20 protein-coding genes and 3 tRNA genes are annotated in these 22,662 nt (G+C 70.6%); 10 read left to right on the top strand and 13 right to left on the bottom strand.

The window, feature by feature from the left end:
- Nucleotides 1–2 precede the first annotated feature (2 nt).
- The 3 genes from AB0I53_RS13080 to AB0I53_RS13070 all read right to left on the bottom strand — a co-directional run bounded on the left by AB0I53_RS13080 (nucleotide 3) and on the right by AB0I53_RS13070 (nucleotide 2,606).
- Nucleotides 3–209, bottom strand: coding sequence for a hypothetical protein (locus AB0I53_RS13080; protein ID WP_358601023.1), 207 nt, complete (start codon nucleotides 207–209; stop codon nucleotides 3–5).
- 41 nt (nucleotides 210–250) lie between these two features.
- Nucleotides 251–883, bottom strand: coding sequence for a maleylpyruvate isomerase N-terminal domain-containing protein (locus AB0I53_RS13075; RefSeq protein WP_358601021.1), 633 nt, complete (start codon nucleotides 881–883; stop codon nucleotides 251–253).
- Nucleotides 884–962: 79 nt separating this feature from the next.
- The gene (locus AB0I53_RS13070) at nucleotides 963–2,606 is read right to left on the bottom strand and encodes an ABC-F family ATP-binding cassette domain-containing protein (protein ID WP_358601019.1); all 1,644 of its coding nucleotides are present in this window, start codon (nucleotides 2,604–2,606) and stop codon (nucleotides 963–965) included.
- 246 nt (nucleotides 2,607–2,852) lie between these two features.
- Between AB0I53_RS13070 and AB0I53_RS13065 the strand changes: the two genes are divergently transcribed.
- Complete coding sequence (locus tag AB0I53_RS13065) at nucleotides 2,853–3,563, top strand: GTP pyrophosphokinase family protein (protein WP_358601016.1); 711 nt, start codon at nucleotides 2,853–2,855, stop codon at nucleotides 3,561–3,563.
- Between the two features lie 108 nt (nucleotides 3,564–3,671).
- Here AB0I53_RS13065 and AB0I53_RS13060 read toward each other — a convergent pair.
- From AB0I53_RS13060 to AB0I53_RS13040, 5 genes are all read right to left on the bottom strand, one after another.
- Nucleotides 3,672–3,745: transfer RNA gene (locus AB0I53_RS13060), tRNA-Phe, on the bottom strand.
- A 27-nt stretch (nucleotides 3,746–3,772) separates the two neighbouring features.
- Nucleotides 3,773–3,849, bottom strand: a tRNA-Asp gene (locus AB0I53_RS13055).
- A 22-nt stretch (nucleotides 3,850–3,871) separates the two neighbouring features.
- A tRNA-Glu gene (locus AB0I53_RS13050) sits at nucleotides 3,872–3,944 on the bottom strand.
- Nucleotides 3,945–4,261: 317 nt separating this feature from the next.
- Entirely contained in the window at nucleotides 4,262–4,858 is a 597-nt protein-coding gene (locus AB0I53_RS13045) for a ScbR family autoregulator-binding transcription factor (RefSeq protein ID WP_358601013.1), read from the bottom strand.
- A gap of 192 nt (nucleotides 4,859–5,050) precedes the next feature.
- The gene (locus AB0I53_RS13040; protein ID WP_358601011.1) at nucleotides 5,051–5,290 is read right to left on the bottom strand and encodes a hypothetical protein; all 240 of its coding nucleotides are present in this window, start codon (nucleotides 5,288–5,290) and stop codon (nucleotides 5,051–5,053) included.
- 245 nt (nucleotides 5,291–5,535) lie between these two features.
- On the opposite strand from AB0I53_RS13040, the gene AB0I53_RS13035 reads away from it, so the two are divergent.
- Together AB0I53_RS13035 and AB0I53_RS13030 are read left to right on the top strand one after the other, a co-directional pair.
- Complete coding sequence (locus AB0I53_RS13035; RefSeq protein ID WP_358601008.1) at nucleotides 5,536–5,757, top strand: heavy-metal-associated domain-containing protein; 222 nt, start codon at nucleotides 5,536–5,538, stop codon at nucleotides 5,755–5,757.
- A gap of 264 nt (nucleotides 5,758–6,021) precedes the next feature.
- Nucleotides 6,022–6,495, top strand: a complete 474-nt coding sequence (locus AB0I53_RS13030; RefSeq protein ID WP_358601005.1) for a hypothetical protein — start codon at nucleotides 6,022–6,024, stop codon at nucleotides 6,493–6,495.
- A 166-nt stretch (nucleotides 6,496–6,661) separates the two neighbouring features.
- Here the strand turns inward: AB0I53_RS13030 and AB0I53_RS13025 are convergent, their stop codons facing one another.
- From AB0I53_RS13025 to AB0I53_RS13015, 3 genes are all read right to left on the bottom strand, one after another.
- Nucleotides 6,662–7,819 (bottom strand): acyl-CoA dehydrogenase family protein, encoded by a 1,158-nt coding sequence (locus AB0I53_RS13025; RefSeq protein WP_358601002.1) that lies wholly within the window; start codon nucleotides 7,817–7,819, stop codon nucleotides 6,662–6,664.
- A 3-nt stretch (nucleotides 7,820–7,822) separates the two neighbouring features.
- Complete coding sequence (locus tag AB0I53_RS13020; protein WP_358600999.1) at nucleotides 7,823–9,838, bottom strand: biotin carboxylase N-terminal domain-containing protein; 2,016 nt, start codon at nucleotides 9,836–9,838, stop codon at nucleotides 7,823–7,825.
- A gap of 191 nt (nucleotides 9,839–10,029) precedes the next feature.
- A complete protein-coding gene (locus AB0I53_RS13015) occupies nucleotides 10,030–11,643 on the bottom strand; it encodes a carboxyl transferase domain-containing protein (RefSeq protein WP_358600996.1) in 1,614 nt (537 codons plus the stop codon).
- Between the two features lie 87 nt (nucleotides 11,644–11,730).
- Between AB0I53_RS13015 and AB0I53_RS13010 the strand changes: the two genes are divergently transcribed.
- Nucleotides 11,731–12,303: a TetR/AcrR family transcriptional regulator gene (locus AB0I53_RS13010; RefSeq protein ID WP_358600993.1), complete on the top strand. Its 573-nt coding sequence runs from the start codon at nucleotides 11,731–11,733 to the stop codon at nucleotides 12,301–12,303.
- Between the two features lie 6 nt (nucleotides 12,304–12,309).
- Here the strand turns inward: AB0I53_RS13010 and AB0I53_RS13005 are convergent, their stop codons facing one another.
- Nucleotides 12,310–12,726, bottom strand: coding sequence for a hypothetical protein (locus AB0I53_RS13005; RefSeq protein ID WP_358600990.1), 417 nt, complete (start codon nucleotides 12,724–12,726; stop codon nucleotides 12,310–12,312).
- Nucleotides 12,723–13,703, bottom strand: coding sequence for an MFS transporter (locus AB0I53_RS13000; RefSeq protein WP_358600987.1), 981 nt, complete (start codon nucleotides 13,701–13,703; stop codon nucleotides 12,723–12,725). Before AB0I53_RS13000 ends, AB0I53_RS13005 begins: the two co-directional genes overlap by 4 nt.
- A 142-nt stretch (nucleotides 13,704–13,845) precedes the next feature.
- On the opposite strand from AB0I53_RS13000, the gene AB0I53_RS12995 reads away from it, so the two are divergent.
- The 6 genes from AB0I53_RS12995 (at nucleotide 13,846) to AB0I53_RS12970 (ending at nucleotide 22,569) form a co-directional block, all read left to right on the top strand.
- Entirely contained in the window at nucleotides 13,846–14,610 is a 765-nt protein-coding gene (locus tag AB0I53_RS12995) for a helix-turn-helix transcriptional regulator (protein ID WP_358600984.1), read from the top strand.
- A 111-nt stretch (nucleotides 14,611–14,721) separates the two neighbouring features.
- A complete protein-coding gene (gene ctaD, locus AB0I53_RS12990; protein ID WP_358600981.1) occupies nucleotides 14,722–16,440 on the top strand; it encodes a cytochrome c oxidase subunit I in 1,719 nt (572 codons plus the stop codon).
- A gap of 21 nt (nucleotides 16,441–16,461) precedes the next feature.
- Nucleotides 16,462–16,929, top strand: a complete 468-nt coding sequence (locus AB0I53_RS12985; RefSeq protein ID WP_358600978.1) for a MarR family winged helix-turn-helix transcriptional regulator — start codon at nucleotides 16,462–16,464, stop codon at nucleotides 16,927–16,929.
- Nucleotides 16,930–17,005: 76 nt separating this feature from the next.
- Complete coding sequence (locus AB0I53_RS12980; protein WP_358600975.1) at nucleotides 17,006–18,157, top strand: histidine kinase; 1,152 nt, start codon at nucleotides 17,006–17,008, stop codon at nucleotides 18,155–18,157.
- On the top strand, nucleotides 18,124–18,825 hold the full coding sequence (locus tag AB0I53_RS12975) for a response regulator transcription factor (protein ID WP_358600973.1): 702 nt from the start codon (nucleotides 18,124–18,126) through the stop codon (nucleotides 18,823–18,825). Before AB0I53_RS12980 ends, AB0I53_RS12975 begins: the two co-directional genes overlap by 34 nt.
- 495 nt (nucleotides 18,826–19,320) lie before the next feature.
- Nucleotides 19,321–22,569, top strand: coding sequence for an efflux RND transporter permease subunit (locus tag AB0I53_RS12970; RefSeq protein WP_358600970.1), 3,249 nt, complete (start codon nucleotides 19,321–19,323; stop codon nucleotides 22,567–22,569).
- The last annotated feature ends 93 nt before the right edge of the window (nucleotides 22,570–22,662 follow it).

The raw sequence follows: 22,662 nt of genomic DNA, 5'->3' as shown, positions 1-22,662 counted from the left end.
TCTCAGGCCGGTGGGTGGAGTCCGGACAAGTGGCCCTTGCCCCCACACTGCGGGCAGGACCGCCATTCGGCCATGGTCATGCCGGTCTGCATGTCCTCGGTGGCCTGCACGACGTAGATCCGCGGCTCGCTGAGCTTGCGGAGTCCGCCACAGGTGAAGCACAGCGCGTTGGGGCCACCCGCAAGGTCGGGCTCTTCGTTGTCCGACATACCTCGATCCTTCCACGCCCCGGATCCCGGCCGATCCACGGTCAGAACGCGACGATCGTGGCAGGCGCGCGCTCCGCCCGGCTCAGTGCCCGCAGCACGGCCGTCTGCCCGTGCCGGCGCACGGCGAGCTGCGAGAGCAGCGCGAGCACGTGGTCGTAGACCTCCGGCGGCAGCTCCGGCGTGGCGATGCCCACACTCGACGCCAGATCGTCGGAGTGCACCGCGATCTCCATCATCCGGGTGATCAGGAAGTCGTCGACGCGCAGCACCCGCTGGGAGAACGCCACCGCCCGGTCCGCCGGCGCGGCGGGCAGCTCCGAACGAAGATCCCGGACGGCCGAGTCGACCTCGGCGACCAGCGCCGCCGAACCCTCGGCCGCGAAGTCCTCGCCGATCTCCCGGAGCCGGACGTTGACGTCCGCGTTGACGTCGGCGCCGATCCACTCGCTCTTCGCGTAGTACCCGAGGAGCGGCAAAGGCTCCTCCGCAGGCTCGGCGGTGGCCAACAGCCGGGGAACGAAGAGGATCTGCGACGCCAGGTGCCCGGCCAGCCCGCGAACGCTGAATTCCGCCAAGGCGCTGGGCCGGTCCCACGCGGCCGCGACCGCGGGATCGCCCAGCACCGCCGCGGCCGATGCGGCTGCCTGCAAGTAAGCCTCTCGGATCGTGCTCATGCCAATCTCCTCCCGATGCCGATTCCGTCGATCAAGCTATCGGCCGAGCACGACAACGGGACGACGAGCAGGCGAACGCTCACACCCCGAGCTCGGTGAGCTTGCCGTCCGCCATCTCCAGGCGGCGATCGGTGCGCACCGCGTCGAGCATCCGGCGGTCGTGGGTCACCAGCAGGAGCGTGCCCCCGTAGGAGTCGAGCGCCGACTCCAGCTGTTCGATCGCCGGCAGGTCGAGGTGGTTGGTCGGCTCGTCCAGCACCAGGAGGTTGACGCCTCGCCCCTGGAGCAGCGCGAGCGCGGCCCGCGTGCGCTCGCCGGGCGACAGCGTGGCGGCCGAGCGCATCACGTGGTCGGCTTTGAGGCCGAACTTGGCGAGCAGCGTGCGGACCTCGGCGCTCTCGGTTTCCGGCACGGCCGCGCAGAATGCATCGAGCAGCGACTCCGAGCCGTGGAACAGCGCGCGGGCCTGGTCGACCTCGCCGACGACGACACCCGAACCGAGCGCCGCGGATCCCGCGTCCAGCTGGATCCGCCCCAGCAGCGCGCCGAGCAGCGTCGACTTGCCCGAGCCGTTGGCCCCGGTGATCGCGACCCGGTCCGCCCAGTCGATCTGCAGCGTCACCGGCCCGAAGGCGAAGTCGCCGCGCCGCACCTCCGCGTCGCGGAGGGTGGCGACGACCGCGCCGGAGCGGGGCGCCGCGGCGATCTCCATCCGCAGCTCCCACTCCTTGCGCGGTTCCTCGACGGCGTCGAGCCGCTCGATGAGCCGCTCGGTCTGCCGCGCCTTGGCGGCCTGCTTCTCGGTGGATTCGGAGCGGAACTTGCGGCCGACCTTGTCGTTGTCGGTGTTCTTGCGGCGGGCGTTCTTGACGCCCTTCTCCATCCACGAGCGCTGCATGCGAGCACGCGTCTCCAACGCGGACTTCTTGTCGGCGTACTCCTCGTACGTGTCCCGCGCGTGCCTGCGCGCGACCTCGCGTTCCTCCAGGTAGGCGTCGTAGCCGCCGCCGTAGAGGTTGATCTGCTGCTGCGCCAGGTCGAGTTCGAGGACCTTGTTGACGGTGCGCGTGAGGAACTCGCGGTCGTGGCTGACGACGACGGCGCCGGCGCGCAACCCGCGCACGAAGCCCTCCAGGAGTTCGAGGCCCTCCAGGTCGAGGTCGTTGGTCGGCTCGTCCAGGAGGAACACGTCGTAGCGGGACAGCAGGAGCGAGGCGAGCCCAGCGCGGGCGGCCTGGCCGCCGGACAGCGAGGTCATGGCCTGGTCGAGCTCGACGATCAGCCCGAGCGAATCCACGACCCCTTCGGCGCGTTCATCCAGGTCGGCGCCGCCCAGGCTCAGCCAGCGCTCCAGGCTCGCGGCGTAGGCGTCGTCGGCGCCCGGCACGCCCTCCGCGAGGGCCTCCGTCGCCGCATCCATCGCGCGCTGCGCCGCGGCGACGCCGGTGCGCCGGGCGAGGAACTGGCCCACCGTCTCACCGGGCCTGCGTTCGGGCTCCTGTGGCAGGTATCCGACGGTCGCGGTGGGTGGGGAGAGCCGCAGCTCGCCCTGTTCCGGGGTGTCGAGCCCGGCGAGGAGCCGCAGCAGCGTGGACTTCCCGGCGCCGTTGGCCCCGACGAGCCCGATCACATCGGCGGGCGCGACGACGAGGTCGAGCCCGGTGAACAGGGAGCGGCTGCCGTGGCCGGCGGCGAGATTCGTGGCGACGAGGGTTGCAGACATCAGGTCGCCGAGAATAACAACCGGCGCGCAAGCTCCCGCCGGAAAGCTGAACAACCCCTACAGATCCTGGTAGGGGCTGTTTTCGCTGGTCGTCACGGCGGCCAGGGGCGGGTCGGCCCGCGTGGTCGGCATGAACGTGAACTTTAGTTCGATTGCCGTCACAGCCTCTCGCCCCCGCCTGAGCGCGGGCTCGGTCGTCGGGTCCGGCCTAGGCTGGAGCCGAGCAGCTGGGGGGGAGGAGCGTCGATGGGCCCCGGGGACAGATCATCGCGCGGCGGCTCGCGCGGGTGGCCCTATCCGCAGCGCAGCGCCATCGAGCAGCTCGGCGACATGGACCGCGACGACGCCCTCGCCTTCGTGCGCCAGACCGGCGGCCTGCTGATGATGCACAAGTTCGGCGTCGACGAGCTCATGACCAAGCTGCGGATCTGGAGCGAGGAGTTCGACTACGCCCACGAGCACGATCCGATCGAGCACATCACCTCGCGGATCAAGCGTCCGGAGGCGATCGCGGCCAAGCTCGCCCGGCGCGGGCTGCCGGTCGACCCGGTGTCGGCCCGCGAACACCTCACCGACATCGCCGGTGTGCGCGTCGTGTGCCCGTTCATCTCCGACGTCTACCTCGTCCGCGATCTCATCCGCAAGCACCAGATTGAGATTGTGCAGACCAAGGACTACATCGCCGCGCCGAAGCCGAACGGTTACCGCAGCCTGCACCTGATCATCAAGGTGCAGGTGCACCTGTCCGACCGCACCGAGCTGGTCGCCGTCGAACTCCAGCTGCGCACCATCGCGATGGACTTCTGGGCCGCCGTCGAGCATGAGCTGCTCTACAAGAGCGGCGGCAAGGTTCCGGAGAGCTTCGCCGCCGAACTCAAGGCGGCGGCCGATGCCGCTGCCAGACTCGACGCTCAGATGTCTTCGCTGCACGAGCGCAGTGAGAGGGCGTCCGGTTAGAGCCGGGAGTTGGACCGCAGCACCAGCTGGGCGACGGACTGAGACGGCAAGTGAGACGAAACAGCCCCCGTCGAAATCGACGGGGGCTGTTTCGCAGCTTGCGAGCGGTGGCCAGGGGCGGGGTCGAACCGCCGACCTTCCGCTTTTCAGGCGGACGCTCGTACCAACTGAGCTACCTGGCCGAAGCGTCGGCGCAATGCCGTTCGCCTTGGCGACCCAGACGGGACTCGAACCCGCGACCTCCGCCGTGACAGGGCGGCGCGCTAACCAACTGCGCCACTGGGCCATACTCTATCTTCAGTTGTTCGTACCCCCAACGGGATTCGAACCCGCGCTACCGCCTTGAAAGGGCGGCGTCCTAGGCCGCTAGACGATGGGGGCTTGGCCGATTCGGAACCGACCCGGCCTTGCCTCCAACCGGCTTTCCCCTTTCGGAGCGCCCCGTTGGCAGTGATGAAAGCTTACGACACTCCTCCACGGGCCCCACAACGGGGGGGTCCCTTAAGTCGCACACCACCCCCTCGCACCGTCGACCCAGCGCGCCCCGGAGGCTCACAACAGCCGCCCGACCTGCAGTTTTGATCGATCATGGAGGGACGTCGCCCGGCCGCGACAACGGGCACCCGGCGACCTTCCAGGGCCATCCGGGAGACAAAGAACCGACAAACCGGATTATTCGAATTCTTGTGATCCACGCCTCAGGGCTGGCCGGTCAGTTCGGCGTCCGCGCGCCAGCCGTCCCGGGCGACCCCGGCGAGGACCACGCGCCAGATCTCCTCGAAGCGAGAGACCAGCCCCGCGGGCTCGTCGCCGACCGTGTGCGCACCCACCAACGCCGCGTAGAGCACCCTCGCCGCCTCGGCCGGATCGACGCCCGGACGCAGCTGTCCCGCCTCGGCGGCCTTCCGGACCAGCTCGCAGATCGCCTCGTACCAGCCGTCGGACTCCGCTCCGATCCGATTGCAGGCCAGCAGCATGCCGGCCCGCAGGACGACGTCGCGCTCCAGCCTGCGGGCGGCCTCCGAGGTCAGGCCGACCAGCGTCGACAGCGGATCCAGGCCGCGGCCGGACCACCGCCGCCGCATCTCGGTCAGGTTCAGCAGGTAGTGCCGGGTCAGCGCCTCGGCGACCGCCTCCTTGGCCGTGAAGTGGAAGTAGAAGGCGCCCTTGGTGACGCCGGAGCGCCGCAAGACCGAGCTCAGCGTGGCGGCTTCGTAGCCGATCAGGTCGAACTCCTCCGCCGCGGCGGCCAAGATGGCGCGGCGGGTGAGCTTGGCCCGATGCTGCTGGGGCATGGCGCGACTCCGGCACGAAGAGGTCGTCCGGGATCCGCCGCCCGAGCGACGCGGTCCACGAACGGATGATCAACTACGCCACCGGAAGTTACCGCGAATCGGGCCGTCCCGCCCCCCGGACTCGGGGCGGTGCCGGCTCACCGGACACCGCCCGGCGAGCACCCGCCGGAGCGCGGCGCAGCCGACTCCCGGTCAGCGAATGACCGGCGGCTGCCCGTCATCGTCCGGTGCCAATCCCAGCATGTCCAGCAGGAGCTTGCAGTCCTCGGCGTTCTCCGCACCGCGGGCGACCGCCATCCTGGCGCGGTGCACCTGCTCCGACGAGATCCGCGAGGGCTCACCGGCGCGCGGCACGGGGACCGCGGACGGCTGCCGCGAGGTCCCGTCTTCCTGCTGCCACAAGAACTTCCGTACGTCCAGCGACCCGTACATGACGCCTCCCCGGCCTCGGGTTCCGCGCGCAGGTTATCCACAGGTTGTCAACAGCCGCAGCCCCCCAGAGAGTGATTTACCTTCGACACAGAGTAATCATCTGGCGGACCTCGATCCACTTCGGATATTGGCCCGACCACACCCACCCCGGCCACCCCCGCCTCGGCCGTCCACACTGGACGTTCGGGACAGTTGCGGTGTAATCCGCATCCGGTCGTGGCAGGAACTGCCAGGAGGGAACTCGCATGAGCAATCAGACGTTCACCGTCGGCGGCATGACTTGCGGCCACTGCGCCAAGTCGGTCACCGAGGAGCTTTCGGACCTGCCCGGCGTCAGCGACGTGCAGGTCTCGGTGGAGAGCGGCCAGGTGTCGGTGACCAGCGACCAGCAGCTGACCCTGGAAGCCGTGACCGCGGCGATCACCGAAGCCGGCTACACGATCACGGACTGGCCGAGCGCCAACTGATCCCATAGCACCCCGGATCGTTGCGCAGGACCGCCGACCGGGCCCCGTCCGACGGTGCCGGACGCACGAATCATGCGCCGAAGGCTCCCCACCGCGACCCGCGCCGTGTCACAATCGATGCGCTGACACACCCCCGGTCAGCACCTGTGGAGATCCCCTCCGGCCCCCGCGCACTCCCCCTGGCGCGGGGGCCCTCCGCTTTCTCAGCCCGTGAGAGGGCTCACAGCGATTCGCGCGTCGCAACACAACCGTTATCGTGTCCCGGTGGCTCTAGGACGAACCAAGACCAGCACACGGCAGCAGAAGCCCGCCGAGCCGGCCGAACCGGATCATGAGTTCGAGTCGTACCTGGCTGCGCTGGCCCCGGAGGAGAACGTCGAGTCCACCGGGTCCGGACGCCGCTTCGGCGGCTCCCAGGTCTACCAGCTGCGGCTGCCACTGATGGCCAACGAGCGCCTCCGGGAGCTCGCGGTCAAGCAGGGCACGTCGCCGGCGGCGCTGGCCCGGGACTGGGTGATGCAGCACTTGGCCGAGGTCGAAGCCGAGCAGGCACCATTCGGCCAGGCACCGGGCGACCAAGCACCGATCGGCCAGGCACCGGGCGGTCGCGGGCCCGTGTGGCCCGGCGAGGACACGCAGCAGGGCTTCCGGCCCGCGCCCGAGTACGGCGACCAGGCCGGTTACCCCGGCATCGAGCAGACCGACGAGATCACGGTTCCGCAGAAGCGGTTCCGCTGATCCCACCCCCGACCCAACCAACCCCCGACCGATGACATCCGGCCGGCGGAGGCAGCCCCCCGAAGCCTCCGCCGGCCGTCTTCGTTCCCGGCTCCGCGCCTGTTCGAAGCGGCGCAGCCCTGAGCCCGTCCGCACGCCGCGGCGCGGGACGGGCCTGGAACGAGCTCTAGGCCGGGAGGCCCAGCTCCCGGGCGATCAGCATTCTTTGGACTTCGCTGGTTCCCTCTCCGATCTCCAGGATCTTGGCGTCGCGGTAGAAGCGGCCGACCGGGGTTTCGTTCATGAAGCCGTAGCCGCCGAAGATCTGCGTCGCGTCCCGGGCGTTGTCCATCGCCGCGTTCGACGAGGCGAGCTTGGCGATCGCGGCCTGCTTCTTGTACGGCTCGCCGCGCAGCATCCGCGACGCCGCGTCGTAGTAGGCCAGGCGCGCCGTGTGCGCGCGCAGCTCCATGTCGGCGACCTTGAACTGCATCGCCTGGTACTCGCCGATCTTCCGGCCGAAGGCCTCGCGTTCACCCAGGTAGCGCAAGCATTCGTCGACGCAGCCCTGGGCGAGGCCGACGCCGACCGCGGCGATCGCGACCCGCCCTTCGGTGAGCGTCGCGAGGAACTGGGCGTAGCCGCGGCCTCGCTCGCCGAGCAGGTTCGTGGCGGGAACCCGGCAGTCGTCGAAGGACAACGCGTGGGTGTCGGAGGCGTTCCAGCCGACCTTCGAGTACTTCTTCGCGACGGTGAAGCCGGGCGTGCCGGCGGGCACGATGATCGTGGAGATCTCCTTGCCGCCGCCCGGCTTCTGCCCGGTGACGGCGGTGACCGTGACGAGGCCGGTGAGATCCGTGCCGGAGTTGGTGATGAACGCCTTCGAGCCGTTGATCACCCACTGGTCGCCGTCCAGCACCGCCGTGGTGCGGGTGCTGCCCGCGTCGGAGCCGCCGCCCGGCTCGGTGAGGCCGAACGCGCCGAGGATCTCCCCGGTCGCCAGCCGCGGCAGCCAGGTGCGCCGCTGCTCGTCGTCGCCGAACCGGTAGATCGGCATGACGCCCAGCGAAACCCCGGCTTCCAGGGTGATCGCGACCGACGAGTCGACCCGGGCGAGCTCCTCCAGGGCCAGGCACAGCGCGAAGTAGTCGCCGCCCATGCCGCCGTGCTCCTCGGGCACCGGCAGCCCGAACAGGCCCATCCGCCCCATGGTCTGCACCAGTGGGTACGGGAACTCCTCGCGTTCGTAGTAGTCGCCGATGACCGGCGCGACTTCCTTGCGGGCGAAGGTCTGCACGCTCTCGCGCAGGGCTTCGTGCTCTTCGCTGAGCCGGTGGTCCACCATCGATCAGGCCTCCTCTTGAGCGGCGAGGACAGCCAGCGGCTGGTCGAGTCCGACCGACTGCCCCTTCCTGGCGTGCACTTCGGCGACCACGCCGTCGATCGGCGCGGTGACGGTGTGTTCCATCTTCATCGCCTCTACCACGAACAATCTCTGTCCACTCTGGACTTTCTGGCCCGCGGCGACGTCGGCGACCAGCACGGTGCCGGGCATCGGGCTGGTCACCACGCCGTCCGACCGGCCGCCGCTGCCACCCCGGTCGGCGAGCATCCGGTGCTCCGCGAGCGCCCAGGCGTGGCCGTCGGCGGCGAGCCAGGTGGTGCCGTCGACGTGCGCGTAGCGGTAGCGGCGGGTGCGGCCCTGGTAGGTGACGGTCAGCTCGTCGCCACGCGCCTCGACCGAGGCCCGGTGGACGGCGGTTCCGACGGCGACCTCGACGTCCCTGGCGCGGCCGCGCAGGCGGACGCTGACCTCGTCGGGCGTTCCGGCGAAGCGCCAGGTGCTCCAGGCGGGTTCGCCGAGCCGCCAGCCGTCGGGCACGTCCCACGGATCGACGACCGGATCGGTCGGTTCGCCGGCCAGCAGCCGCTCCAGGGCCGCGGCGACGTAGGCGTCTTCCGGCGTCGTGTTGCTCTCCGCGATGAGCTCGGTCAGCTCGCGCTCGACCAGTCCGGTGTCCAGGCGGCCGGCCAGCACGTCGTCGTGCCGCAGCAGCGCGCGGAGGAACGCGACGTTGGTGTGCAGGCCGAGGACCGTCGTGTCGGCGAGCGCGGCGGCCAGGCGACGCAGCGCGTCGGCCCGGCTCGGCGCCCACGCGATGACCTTGGCCAGCATCGGGTCGTAGTCCGAGCCGACGCGCCCACCCGCTCGCACCCCGGAATCGACCCGCACGCCGGGACCGGCGGGCTCGTGCACGGCGAGGACGTCGCCGCCGGTCGGGAGGAAGTTGCGGGTCGGGTCCTCGGCGTAGACCCGCGCCTCCACCGCGTGGCCCTCGATCGACAGGTCCTCCTGCGCCCACGGCAAGGGCTCGCCCGCGGCGACCCGGACCTGCTGTTCGACGAGGTCGACGCCGCGTTCCCCGCCGACCGACGTGACCAGCTCGGTGACCGGGTGCTCGACCTGCAGGCGGGTGTTCATCTCCATGAAGAAGAACTCGTCGGGCCGATCGGCGGAGACGATGAACTCGACGGTGCCCGCGCCGACGTAGCCCACCGATCGGGCGGCGTCGACGGCCGCGCCGCCGATGCGGGCCCTGGTTTCGGCGTCCAGCAGCGGCGACGGGGCTTCCTCGATGATCTTCTGGTGCCGCCGCTGCAGGCTGCACTCGCGCTCGCCGAGGTGCACCACGTTGCCGTGCGCGTCCGCCAGCACCTGGACCTCGATGTGCCGCGGGCGGGCGACGAAGCGCTCGACGAACAGCGTGTCGTCGCCGAACGCCGACCGCGCCTCCCGGCGCGCCGAGGCGATCTGATCGTCCAGTGCGGACTCGTCGTGGATCAGCCGCATGCCCTTGCCGCCGCCGCCGGCGGAGGGCTTCAGCAGCACCGGGAACCCGATCTCGAGCGCCGCGGAGTGCAGGTCGGCGTCGGCCATGTCGGGCTCGCTGCGGCCGGGCACCACCGGGACACCGGCGGCGGAGACCGTCTGCTTGGCGCGGATCTTGTCGCCCATCGAATCGATCGCCGAGGCCGGCGGGCCGATGAACTCGATGCCCGCCTGCGCGCACGCCTCGGCGAAGCCCGCGTTCTCGGCGAGGAAGCCGTAGCCGGGGTGGATCGCCTGGGCCCCGGTGCCGCGCGCGGCGGCCAGGATGCGCTTGACGTCGAGGTAGCTCTCGGTCGCCGGGCTCGGTCCGATGTGGACGGCGGTGTCGGCCTCGGCGACGTGCCGCGCGCCGCGGTCGGCGTCGCTGAACACCGCGACGGAGCGGATGCCCAGCCGCCGCAGCGTCCGGATCACGCGCACCGCGATCTCGCCCCGGTTCGCCACCAGCACCGTGTCGAAGTGCCGCATCGTCATCCCTTCGCCTTGCCGAACGGCAGGATCGCAATGTTTTGCCTGGTGAGTGCCCGTGAGTGTTTTGGGGTGCCATAACGCCCCAAAACACTCACGGGTTTGTGCTTTGTCTTTGAAGCGGCGCAGCCGCTTAGCCCACCCCAGCAACCGGCACCGCCCCGCAAAATGCGTCTGGCAACAGCCTCACTCATGGCTCACATCCGGAAGACGCCGTAGGAGACGGGTTCCAGCGGCGCGTTGGCCGCCGCCGAGATCGCGAGACCCAGGACCGTTCGGGTCTGCTTCGGGTCGATCACGCCGTCGTCCCACAGCCGCGCCGTCGCGTAGTACGGGTGGCCCTGGTGCTCGTACTGGTCTCGGATCGGCTGCTTGAACGCTTCCTCTTCCTCGACCGGCCATTGCTCGCCGCGGGCGTCCAGCTGGTCGCGGCGCACCGTCGCCAGCACCGACGCCGCCTGCTCGCCGCCCATCACCGAGATCCGGGCGTTCGGCCACATCCACAGGAACCGCGGCGAGTACGCCCGGCCGCACATCGAGTAGTTGCCCGCCCCGAACGAGCCGCCGATGACGACGGTGAACTTGGGCACCCGGGCGCAGGCCACCGCGGTGACCATCTTCGCGCCGTGCTTGGCGATGCCGCCCGCCTCGTACTCCTTGCCGACCATGAACCCGGAGATGTTCTGCAGGAACACCAGCGGGATGGACCGCTTGTCGCACAGCTCGATGAAGTGCGCGCCCTTGAGCGCCGACTCGCTGAACAGGATCCCGTTGTTGGCGATGATGCCGACCGGATGCCCGTGGATGCGGGCGAAGCCGGTCACCAGCGTCTGGCCGTAGTCGTGCTTGAACTCGGCGAACCGGCTGCCGTCGACGATCCGCGCGATCACCTCGCGCACGTCGTACGGCGTGCGGCTGTCGGTCGGCACCGCGCCGTAGAGCTCGTCGGGATCGACCGCCGGAGCCTCGACCGGCGCGACGTCCCACGGCCGGGGCTCGCGGGGGCCGAGCGTGCTGACGATGGAGCGGACGATGCGCAGCGCGTCCGCGTCGTCGGCGGCCAGGTGGTCGGTGACGCCGGAGGTGCGCGAGTGCAGCTCGCCGCCGCCGAGCTCCTCGGCGCTCACCTCGGCTCCGGTCGCGGCCTTCACCAGCGGCGGGCCACCCAGGAAGATGGTGCCCTGCTCGCGGACGATCACCGCCTCGTCGCTCATCGCCGGGACGTAGGCGCCGCCCGCGGTGCACGAGCCCAGCACGGCGGCGATCTGCGGGATGCCGCGCGCCGACATCGTGGCCTGGTTGTAGAAGATCCGGCCGAAGTGCTCGCGGTCCGGGAACACCTCGTCCTGCCTGGGCAGGAACGCGCCGCCGGAGTCGACCAGGTACAGGCACGGCAGGTTGTTGTGCAGCGCGACTTCCTGCGCGCGCAGATGCTTCTTCACCGTGACCGGGTAGTAGGTGCCGCCCTTGACGGTGGCGTCGTTGGCCACGACCACGCATTCCCGCCCGGACACCCGGCCGATGCCGGTGATGATGCCCGCCGACGGCGCTTCGTCGTCGTACAGGCCGTGCGCGGCCAGCGGCGAGAGCTCCAGGAACGGCGAGCCGCGGTCGAGCACCGCGTCGACCCGGTCGCGGGGCAACAGCTTGCCCCGTTCGACGTGCCGGATGCGGGCCTTCTCCGGCCCGCCCAGCCGGGCGCGGGCGAGCTGGGTGTTGAGGTCTTCGACGAGTTTCGCGTGCTGCTCGGTGTAGCGGGCGAACTCCGCCGAGTCCGGGTCCACGGCCGTGCGCAGGGCGGGCGCATCCATGCGGGGGCACCTTCCACCGGGAGTTAGTCATCGTTAACGCGACCGATGTTAACGATGACTAACGCCATTCGTCTAGTATCGACGTCGATGTCCACCGATGCAGCCAAGCCGTCCCGCCGCGAGCAGATCCTGACCGCGGCGGCGGAGAAGTTCGCGCGCTTCGGCTTCCACGGCGTCGGCATCGACGACATCGGCGCCGCCGTGGGCATCTCCGGGCCCGGCCTGTACCGGCACTTCCGCAGCAAGGACGCGATGCTCGCGGAGCTGCTCACCGGCATCAGCGACCGGCTGCTGCTCGGCGGTCAGGACCGGGTGGGCGCCGCCGCCCACCCGCGCGACGCGCTGGACCGGCTGGTGCGCTGGCACGTCGAGTTCGCGCTGGCCAACCCGGCGCTGATCACCGTGCACATGCGCGACCTGGACAGCCTCGCCGAAACCGACCGGCACAAGGTCCGCGAGTTGCAGCGCAGCTACGTCGAGGTCTGGGTCGACGTGCTGTGCCGGATCCGGCCGGACCTGGATCGCCCGACCGCGCGCGCCGCCGCGCACGCGGTGTTCGGCCTGATCAACTCGACGCCCTACAGCGCCCATCTGGACGTCGAAGCGATGTCCCGGCTGCTGCACCAGATGGCCCTCGGCGCCGTCGAGAGCGCGGCCTGAACCGGGTCACGAGCGCGGCATCAGGGCGGCGATGAGGACGGCGCCGACCGCGAGGAGCCCAGCTGCGACGGTGAGCGCCAGCGAGAATCCTTCCGTCGCAGCGTGCAGCGGATCGGCCGTCGCGGCCTGGGTGCGAGCGGCGGCCAGGGCGACCAGCACCGCCAGCCCGACAGCGCCGCCGACCTGTTGAACGGAGTTCAGGACGGCCGAGCCGAGACCGGCATCCTGCTCGGTGGTGCCCTCGACCGCGGCGATCGCCATCGCGGGATTGGCCAGACCGCATCCGATGCTCGTGACGAGCATGCCGGGCAGCACTCCGGCCGCGTAGCCGTCGCCCGGTGCCACGCCGGACAGCAGGACCAGGCCGACCGCGCTGATCAGGAATGACGCGACGAGCGTCCGGCGCATACCGAACCTGATCACGCGCGAGAGGAGAGCCACAGGCCGGCGAGCATGCCGGCGCCGTAGGGCAGGTAGGCGAGGCCGGCCGTCAGCGGCTGGTAGCCGAGCACGGTCTGCAGGTGCAGCATCAGCAGGAAAGCCATCGCGTAGAAGGCGGCGGAGAACAGCAACGACGCGCCGTTGGCGACAGCGCGGATCCGGAAGGCCAAGAAGGACAACGGAATCAGCGGCTCAGCAGCGCGTGACTCGACCGCCACGAACAGCACCGCCAAGACGGCGGCGAGAGCGAGCGGACCGGCGGCGGCCATGTCGCCCCAACCCGACTCCGCGGTCTGGAGCAGGCCGTAGACCAGGGACACGACGGCACCGGTGCCCAGCACTGCGCCCGGCACGTCCACTCGTCCCGGGCGCGCCGCCCGGCTCTCCGCGACCAGGCGCGGAAGCAGCACGAGGGCCGCGAATGCGATCGGCAGATTGATCAGGAAGATCCAGCGCCAGGACGCGAGACCGGTCAGCGCGCCGGAAATCACCAGGCCCGCCGTGCCTCCCAGGCCCGCGATGCCTCCCCAGATGCCGAGAGCCCTGGCGCGCTCCTCGGAGCCGGGGAACAGCAGCGTGATCAGCGCCAGCGCGGCCGGGCTCGCCATGGCCGCGCCCGCGCCCTGGGCGAATCGCCCGGCGACGAGCTGCCAGGGCTCCTGCGCGATTCCGCAGGCGAGGCTCGCTGCGCCGAACAGCGCCACACCGCTCAGGAAGACGCGGCGGCGGCCCAGCAGGTCGGCCGCGCGGCCGAACAGCAACAGCAGCCCGCCGAAGGCGACGAAGTACGCGTTGACGACCCAGGTCAGGCCCGCGGTGCCGAAACCGAGCTCGTCCCGGAGGCTGGGCAGCGCGACGCTCACCACGGTGTCGTCCAGGACCAGCATGAACTGGACGAAGCACAACACCACCAGAGCCGGTCCGCGGCGGCCGACGGCCACGGTGGGCGACGTCGTCATGCCGATCCACCCGGCGCATCCGTCTTGCTGCGCTGCGCATTTCGATGATCGATTCGCATGCGACGACGCTATGCACCGGCAGCCTTGTCCACGATGCGTTACAGGGCCAAATGATGTCGCATCGAGGACATAGGCTGGCGGCGTGGCCGAGCCAATCACGGGCGCCGTCCCGCCCGGGGTCGGAGCGATCGTCGTCGGGAACTTCCCACTGTCGTCGGGCCAGTGGTTCGCCGCGCACAGCCATCCGCAGCACCAGCTGGCCTGGACCCGGCGCGGCGTGCTCGGCGTCGCGGTGGGCGACGTCCACTGGGTCCTGCCGCCCACCCTGGCGCTGTGGCTGCCCGGCGGGGTCGTGCACCGGACCGGCGCGACTCGCGACGCGGTGCTGAGCAGCCTCTACTTCGAGCCGGACCGGTGCGGCCTGGACTGGGCTGAGCCCACACCCGTCGCCGTGGACGGGCTGTTGGCGCAGCTGATCGCTTATCTGGGCCGAGATGATCTCGCCGATGATGCGCGGCTGCGCGGCGAAGCGGTCGTGCTCGATCTGCTGCGTCCCCTGCCGACCACTCCCATCGATGTGCCGCACCCCGTCGACGAACGCGTCCGCGCCGTGGCGGATGCGCTGCTCGCCGACCCCGCGGACCAGCGGAGCCTGGAGGCGCACGCCCGGGCCGTCGGGGTGAGCCGCCGCACCCTGACTCGGCTGTTCGTCCACGACACCGGCATGTCCTTCGACCGCTGGCGCACCCACGCCCGACTGCGCGCCGCCCTGACCCTCCTCGCCGAGGGCCAGCCGGTCTCCCGGGTCGCGCACGCCGTCGGATATGCGACACCGAGCGCGTTCCTCGCCGCGTTCAAGCGAACCGTCGGAACATCTCCCAGGCGCTACCTCAACGGCGATGCCTAGCTTGAGCAGCGCACTCCCGCGAGCCCGGCCGATTGCGGGTGGCCGGTGGCGGGTTGAGACTGGATGGATTCGGCCCGATGAGATGCCGTTGCGATGGCGCTGGAGGCGGGGATGGCAACTGCCGGAATCCAACCCACGCCGGTTCCGACCCGGTCGCGCACCACGCCGCGACCGGTCAAGGGCAAGCACCTGATCCCGTGGCTGCGCACCACCGATCCCAAGGACATCGGGATCCTCTACCTGATCGCCTCGTTCTTCTTCTTCATCGCCGGCGGTTTGATGGCGCTGCTGATCCGCGGCGAACTCGCGGTGCCGGGCCTGCAGTTCCTCTCGCAGGAGCAGTACAACCAGCTGTTCACCATGCACGGCACGATCATGCTGCTGCTGTTCGCCACGCCCATCGTGTTCGGCTTCGCCAACGTCGTGCTGCCGCTGCAGATCGGGGCGCCGGACGTGGCGTTCCCGCGGTTGAACGCGCTGTCGTTCTGGCTGTTCCTGTTCGGTGGGCTGATCGTGCTCAGCGGCTTCCTGTTGCCCAACGGCGCCGCCGACTTCGGCTGGACCGCCTACGCGCCGCTGTCGCGCGGGATGTTCAGCCAGGGCCCCGGCGGCGACGTGTGGGCGGCCGGGTTGATCCTCAGCGGGCTGGGCACGATCCTGGGCGCGGTCAACATGATCACCACGCTGGTGTGCCTGCGCTGCCCCGGCATGACGATGTGGCGGATGCCGATCTTCTGCTGGAACATCCTGGCCACCAGCCTGCTGGTGCTGATGGCGTTCCCGATCCTGGCCGCCGCGCTGTTCGGGCTCCTGATCGACCGGCACCTCGGCGGGCACGCGTTCGACCCGGCCAACGGCGGCGTCATCCTGTTCCAGCACCTGTTCTGGTTCTTCGGCCATCCCGAGGTCTACATCGTGGCGCTGCCGTTCTTCGGCATCGTGACCGAGATCCTGCCGGTGTTCAGCCGGAAACCGCTGTTCGGCTACACCGGCCTGGTTTTCGCCACGCTGCTGATCATGGGCCTGTCGATGCTCGTGTGGGCGCACCACATGTTCGCCACCGGCGCGGTGCTGCTGCCGTTCTTCTCGTTCGCCACGTTCCTGATCGCGGTGCCGACCGGGATCAAGTTCTTCAACTGGATCGGCACGATGTGGCGCGGCAGGCTGACCTTCGAGTCGCCGATGCTGTTCGCGGTCGGGTTCCTGGTGACGTTCCTGCTGGGCGGGCTGACCGGCATCATCCTCGCGGCGCCGCCGCTGGACTTCCACGTCACCGACACCTACTTCGTGGTCGCGCACTTCCACTACGTGCTGTTCGGCACGATCGTGTTCGCGGTGTTCGCCGGGGTGTACTTCTGGTTCCCGAAGATGACCGGCCGGATGATGGACGAGCGGCTGGGCAAGCTGCACTTCTGGCTGACCCTCGTCGGGTTCCACACCACGTTCCTGGTGCAGCACTGGCTGGGCGCCGAGGGGATGCCGCGGCGCTACGCCGACTACCTGGTCTCCGACGGCTTCACCGCGCTGAACACCGTGTCGACCATCGGCGCGTTCGTGCTGGGCGCCTCGATCCTGCCGTTCCTGTACAACGTCTTCACCAGCTACCGGTTCGGCGCGGTGGTCGACGTGGACGACCCGTGGGGGCACGGGAACTCGCTGGAGTGGGCCACGTCGTGCCCGCCGCCGCGGCACAACTTCGTCGCGCTGCCGCGCATCCGCTCGGTCCGGCCGGCGTTCGAGCTGCACTACCCGCACATGGTCGAGCGCCTGAACATCGAGGCGCACGCCAGCCTGCGGCCCGGCGAGAAACACAAATCGTTCGACGCGTGAACGATTCGGTACAGTGTTGGCGTGGCAGCAGATCTTCCCAGACCCGGCGTCTCGTTCCTGCTCACCCAGCTGGGCGCGCAGGCCACGACGAAGTTCGCCGCCCGCGTCGGCGCGCTCGACCTGACCCCGCCCCAGGTGGGCATGCTGCGGATGATCGCCGCGCAGCCGGGGCTGAGCCAGCAGGCGCTGGCCGGCAACCTCGGGATGCTGCCGAGCAAGGTCGTCACGTTCGTCGACGAGCTGGAGGGTCGCGGCCTGGTCACCCGCACCCGCAGCACCCGCGACCGCCGGGTCCACGAGCTGACCCTCACCGAGGAGGGCACCGAGCTGCTGGGCAAGGTCCACGCGGTGGCCGCCGAGCACGAGGCCGACTTCTGCCAGGCCCTCGACCCGGACGACCGAGCCCGGCTCAAGGCCCTCCTGGAGCGCCTGGCGGACAGCCACGACCTGACTCCCGGCGTCCACCCCGGGTACCGCACCATCCGCTGACGTACTGCCAGCGCGGTATCGACCGGTACGACCCAGGGCAGACGCGTCGCCGCGGACCCGTCCGTACCGTGAGTGCGTGAACCAGCGCGCGCGGCCCAGGCAGGTGTGGCTGGACGTGCTGCTCGCGGTGATCGTGTTCGCGATCATCGTGGGCACGTCGATGGTGAACCGGCCCGCCGAGCTGCCGTGGACCGCCGGGCTCGGCGCCGTCCTGTGCGGCCTGCTGGTCTTCCGGCGCCGCTGGCCGATCCCGGTCCTGGCGTGCACCGGCGTCGGCTCGGTGGTCTACCTGGCTTTCGGCTCGCCGCCCCGCCCGCTCCTGCTCACCGCCCTGGTCGCGCTGTTCACCGTGGCGACGCTGTCCGAGCGGCGGACGGCTTGGACAGCGGGCGCGATCACCGCCGCGGCGCTGGCCGGTGCGTCGCTGCTGTCGACATCGTGGCCGTGGCTGCTGCCGGACGTGTTCGGCGTGCTCGCCTGGTCGGGCATGGCCATCGCCGCCGGAGACGCCGTGCGCAGCCGGCGGGCGTACGTGGCCGAGATCGAGGAGCGGGCCCGGCGCGCTGAGCGGAGCCGGGACGAAGAGGCTCGGCGGCGCGTCGTGGAGGAGCGGCTGCGCATCGCGCGCGAACTGCACGACGTGCTCGCGCACCACATCGCGTTGATCAACGTCCAAGCCGGCGTGGCCGCGCACATGCTCGACAGCGAGCCACAGCAGAGCCGGACCGCGCTGGCGCACATCCGGACCGCGAGCCGCTCGGCGCTGGAAGGCCTGCGCACGACCGTCGGGCTGCTGCGGCAGGACGGCGAGTCCGTCGCGCCGACGGCCCCGACGGCGGGGCTCGCGCAGCTCGACGAGCTGATCTCGTCGTTCCGCAGCGCCGGACTGGTCGTCGAAACCGCCGTCGAAGGCACCGCCACTGCCCTGCCGGACGCGGTGGATCTGGCCGCGTACCGGGTGATCCAGGAATCGCTCACCAACGTGCACAAGCACGCCGGGCCGGCGACCGCCACCGTGCGCATCGACTACACCGGCACCGAGCTCCGGCTGTCCGTCGTCGACGACGGACGCGGCGCTCCCGAGGCGGATACCGGGCAGGGGCACGGCATCATCGGCATGCGGGAGCGGGTGACCGCGCTCGGCGGCCGGCTCACCGCAGGCCCGCGAACCGCAGGAGGATTTCAGGTGCAGGCATGCCTGCCGCTGCCGAACGGCGACCGGCCATGACCATCCGCGTGCTGCTCGCCGACGACCAGTCCCTGGTGCGGGCCGGGTTCCAGGTGCTCATCGACTCCGCGCCCGACCTGACGGTCGTCGGCGAGGCTTCCACCGGCCGGGAAGCGGTCACGCTGGCCCGCAGCACCCGGGCCGACGTGGTGCTGATGGACATCCGGATGCCCGACCTGGACGGGCTGGCCGCGACCCGCGAGATCACCGCCGACGAGGACCTGGCCGGGGTCCGGGTACTGGTCCTGACGACCTTCGAGATCGACGAGTACGTGTTCGCCGCGCTGCGGGCGGGCGCGAGCGGATTCCTCGGCAAGGGCGTGGAGCCCGAAGAGCTCATCGACGCGGTCCGCCTCGTCGCGGGCGGCGAGGCGCTGCTCTCGCCGCTGGCGGTGCGCAGCCTGATCGCCCGGTTCCTGGCGCAGCCGGAGCAGCTGGTCGACGCCGATCCGCAGCGGCTCGCGGTGCTGACCGCGCGGGAGCGCGAGGTGCTGGTGCTGGTCGCCGCCGGGTTGTCGAACGAGGAGATCGCGGAGCGGCTGTTCGTCAGCCCGCTGACCGCGAAGACCCACGTGAACCGGTCGATGATGAAGCTCGGCGCGCGGGATCGCGCCCAGCTGGTGGTGATCGCCTACGAAACCGGCCTGGTCCGCCCCGGCGGCGCCTGACCGCGGGCGCGGACCCGTGTGCACTTTCTGCTGCTATAGAGGCTGTTTTGGATGTGGTGACGTGCGGATGTGGTAACGCGGGCGTTTTGTCTTTGAAGCGGCGCAGCCGCCTTAGCCCGCCTACTCAGCTTGCACCGCCGCGGGTTCTCAGAGGTCTTCTCGCGAGGACAGCCCCGATGCCGCGTATTGGTCATACATAAGTCGGGGATCCCACAGCCGAGAAGACCTCTGAGGTTCCGCCACCCGCACCGCTACGCAGGACGAGTTTGGAAACAGGCTCTATAGCGACACGAAGTGCGCACGGGTCCTGAGCAGGCGGAACCGGGATCCGGGCGGAGCCGAGGCGTCGGTACTGCGTTCGCAGTACGTCGAGGTGTCCGCGCTGGGCGGACGCGAATCTCCTTCGGAACGGCCATCGTGGACATCGGGCGACCGGCACTGCCGCCTGGTCATCCGTGCTGCGCACGCCCGCCGATCTGAAGGAACCACCCCGACATGTCCGCACTGGCCAAACTGAGCCTCGCCAACCGGAGCCTCGTGGCGCTCATCGCGCTCGTCGTCGCCGGGTTCGGGGCGGTCGCCGTACCCGCGCTCAAGCAGCAGCTGCTGCCGCCGATCGAGCTCCCGATGGCGTCGGTGGTCGCCGCCTATCCGGGCGCCTCCCCCGAGGTGGTCGAACAGCAGGTCACCGTCCCCGTGGAAGACAGCCTGCGCGGCATCCCCGGCATCACCGGCACGACGTCGACCTCGCGCGAGTCGTCGGCCTCGGTGCGGGTGGAGTTCGAGTACGGCACCGACATCGACGATGCGCTGGGCCAGGTGCAGCGGTCGGTGTCGCGGATCCAGGCACAGCTGCCGGAGGGCGTGGAGCCGCAGGTCGTCGCGGGCAGCACCGCGGATCTTTCGGTGGTGACCCTGGCCGCCGGTTCGCCCGGTGACCAGCAGCAACTCGCCGCCCGGCTGGACGAGCGGGTGGTGCCGGAGCTGGAGGGCATCGACGGCGTCCGGGACGCCGCCGTCTCCGGCACCCGGCAGCAGGTCGTCACGATCGTCCCCGACAACGCCGAGCTCGCCGCCGCAGGATTGAGTCCCAGCGCGATCGGCACCGCCCTGCGGTCGGCCGCCTCGCCGGTGCCCGGCGGCACGTTGACCGAGCACGGGCAGACGCTGACCGTCCAAACCGGACGCGCGCCGAGCACCGTCGAGGACCTGCGGAACCTCTACCTCAGCCCCGCCCAGCCCGGGGCCCGCCAGCAGCCCGTGCGGCTGGGCGACGTCGCGGAGGTGACCGCCGAGCTGGCCGCCCCGACTTCGCTGACCAGGACAAACGGCCAGCCCAGCCTCGGCGTGTCGGTGACCATGAAGCCGGACGGCAACGCGGTCGCCATCTCGCACGAGGTGCGCGACCGGCTGCCGGAGCTGACCGCCGCGCTCGGCTCGGGCGCCACCCTGACCGTGGTCTTCGACCAGGCACCGGCGATCGAGAAGTCGATCGAGAGCGTCACCACCGAGGGCCTGCTCGGGCTGGTCATGGCGGTCGTCGTGATCCTGGTGTTCCTGCTGTCGATCCACTCCACGCTGGTCACCGCCGTGTCGATCCCGCTGTCGGTGCTGATCGCGCTGATCGCGCTGTGGACCGGTGACCTGTTGCTGAACATGCTGACCCTCGGCGCGCTGACCATCGCAGTCGGCCGCGTGGTGGACGACTCGATCGTCGTGCTGGAGAACATCAAGCGGCACCTCTCCTACGGCGAGGACAAGCGCCGCGCCGTGCTCGGCGCGGTCCGCGAGGTGGCCGGCGCGGTCACCGCCTCGACGCTGACCACGGTCGCCGTGTTCCTGCCGATCGCCCTGGTCGGCGGCATGGTCGGCCAGCTGTTCAGCTCGTTCGCGATCACCGTCACGGTGGCGCTGCTCGCGTCGCTGCTGGTGTCGCTCACGGTGATCCCGGTGCTGGCGTACTGGTTCCTCGAAACGCCGTCGCGGCACGTCGACGTCGAGGCCGTTCGCCGCGAAGCCGAGGAGCGCGAGCAGCGCGGCCTGCTGCAACGCTGCTACGTGCCGGTGATCGCCTTCGCCACCCGCTACCGCTGGACCACCGTCGCGCTCGCCGTGGTCGTCCTGGTCGGCACGCTCGGGTTGGTGCCGCTGCTGCAGACCAACTTCCTCAGCCCGGCCAACCAGAGCACGCTGCGCATCAGCCAGCAGCTGCCCGTCGGGAACAGCCTGGAGGCCACCGACGCCGCGGCGAAACAGGTCGAGAACGTGCTCGCCGACTTCCGCGAGATCGAGTCCTACCAGGTCAGCATCGGCGGCGCCGGCGGCCCGTTCGGTGCGATCGCCGGCCTCATGGGAGCGGGCAGCGGCGCCTCGACGGCCAGCTTCTCGCTCACGCTCGACGAGGACGCCGACTCGGCCGAGCTGTCCGACGAGATCCGGGAGCGGCTCGCCGGGCTGACCGACGCGGGCAAGATCACCCTCGACCAGGAGGGCGGCGTCGGCGGCAGCAAGCTGCAGGTCATCGTGCAGGGCTCCGACCAGGCAGAACTGGCCGCGGCGGCGGATTCGGTGCAGCGCGCGATGAGCGAAACGCCGGGCGTCACCGACGTCACCGGCAACCTCGGCGACAGCGCGCCGCGCATCGATGTCAACGTCCGGGATGCCGACGCCGCGCGCTACGGGCTGACCGAGGCGACCATCGGGCAGGCCGTCGCGCAGGCGATGCAGGGCGCCACCCTCACCGAGCTGACGATCGACGGCACGCCGCACGACGTGGTGCTCCGGGGCGGCGACGCGCCTGCCGGGCTGGACGCGCTGCGGGCGCTCCCGCTGCCGACCGCCACCGGCACGGTGCGGCTCGACCGGGTCGCCGACGTCGGCCAGATCGACGGGCCGCAGGAGCTCATCCGCACCGATCGCGACCGCAGCGTCACCATCAGCGGCAACGTGACCGCGGCCGATCTCGGCTCCACCACCGCGGATCTGCAGGAGCGGCTCGCCGACCTCGACCTGCCCGCCGGCGCGTCCTACGAGCTCGGCGGCGTCAGCTCCGACCAGCAGGAGGCGTTCGGGCAGCTCGGGCTGGCGCTGGCGGCGGCCATCGCGATCGTCTTCCTGATCATGGTCGGCACCTTCCGCAGCCTGGTGCAGCCGCTGATCCTGCTGGTGTCGGTGCCCTTCGCGGCGACCGGCGCGATCGGGTTGCTGCTGGTCACCGGCACTCCGCTGGGCGTGCCCGCGCTGATCGGCATGCTGATGCTGGTGGGCATCGTGGTCACCAACGCGATCGTGCTGGTGGACCTGATCAACCAGTACCGGGCGGACGGGGCGAGCATCCGGCAGGCGGTGATCGACGGCGGCCGGCGGCGGCTGCGCCCGATCCTGATGACCGCGGCGGCGACCATCTTCGCCCTGCTCCCGATGGCCATCGGGATCACCGGCGGCGACGGCGGGTTCATCGGCAAGCCGCTGGCCATCGTGGTCATCGGCGGGTTGATCAGCTCCACGCTGCTGACCCTGGTGCTGGTGCCGACGCTGTACACGATGGTCGAGACCGCCAAGGAGAACGCGCGGCGCCGCCGCGAGCAGCGCCGGTCCCGCACGAACGGTGCCGCCGAACCGGCGGCCGCCCTGCTGGCGAAGCTGGAGCAGGAGAACGCCGAACTCCGCCGGAGCAACGAATCGCTGAAGGAGACCTCCGTGCAGCTGACGAAGGAGCTCGATCAGCTGCGTCCGCAGCAGTGATCGTGTCGCGAGGTGTGAGGTGACGGTATGAGCGGGTTCATCAAGCCCGTTGGCTGGAGCGAGCGTCTTGCCCGCCGCAAGGCCGAGGACGAG

It is taken from the genome of Saccharopolyspora sp. NPDC050389 (genome assembly GCF_040655595.1).
Lineage (GTDB): Bacteria > Actinomycetota > Actinomycetes > Mycobacteriales > Pseudonocardiaceae > Saccharopolyspora.
Note: the sequence above shows the minus strand (reverse complement) of the source record. Positions and strands in the feature narration are given on the sequence as shown.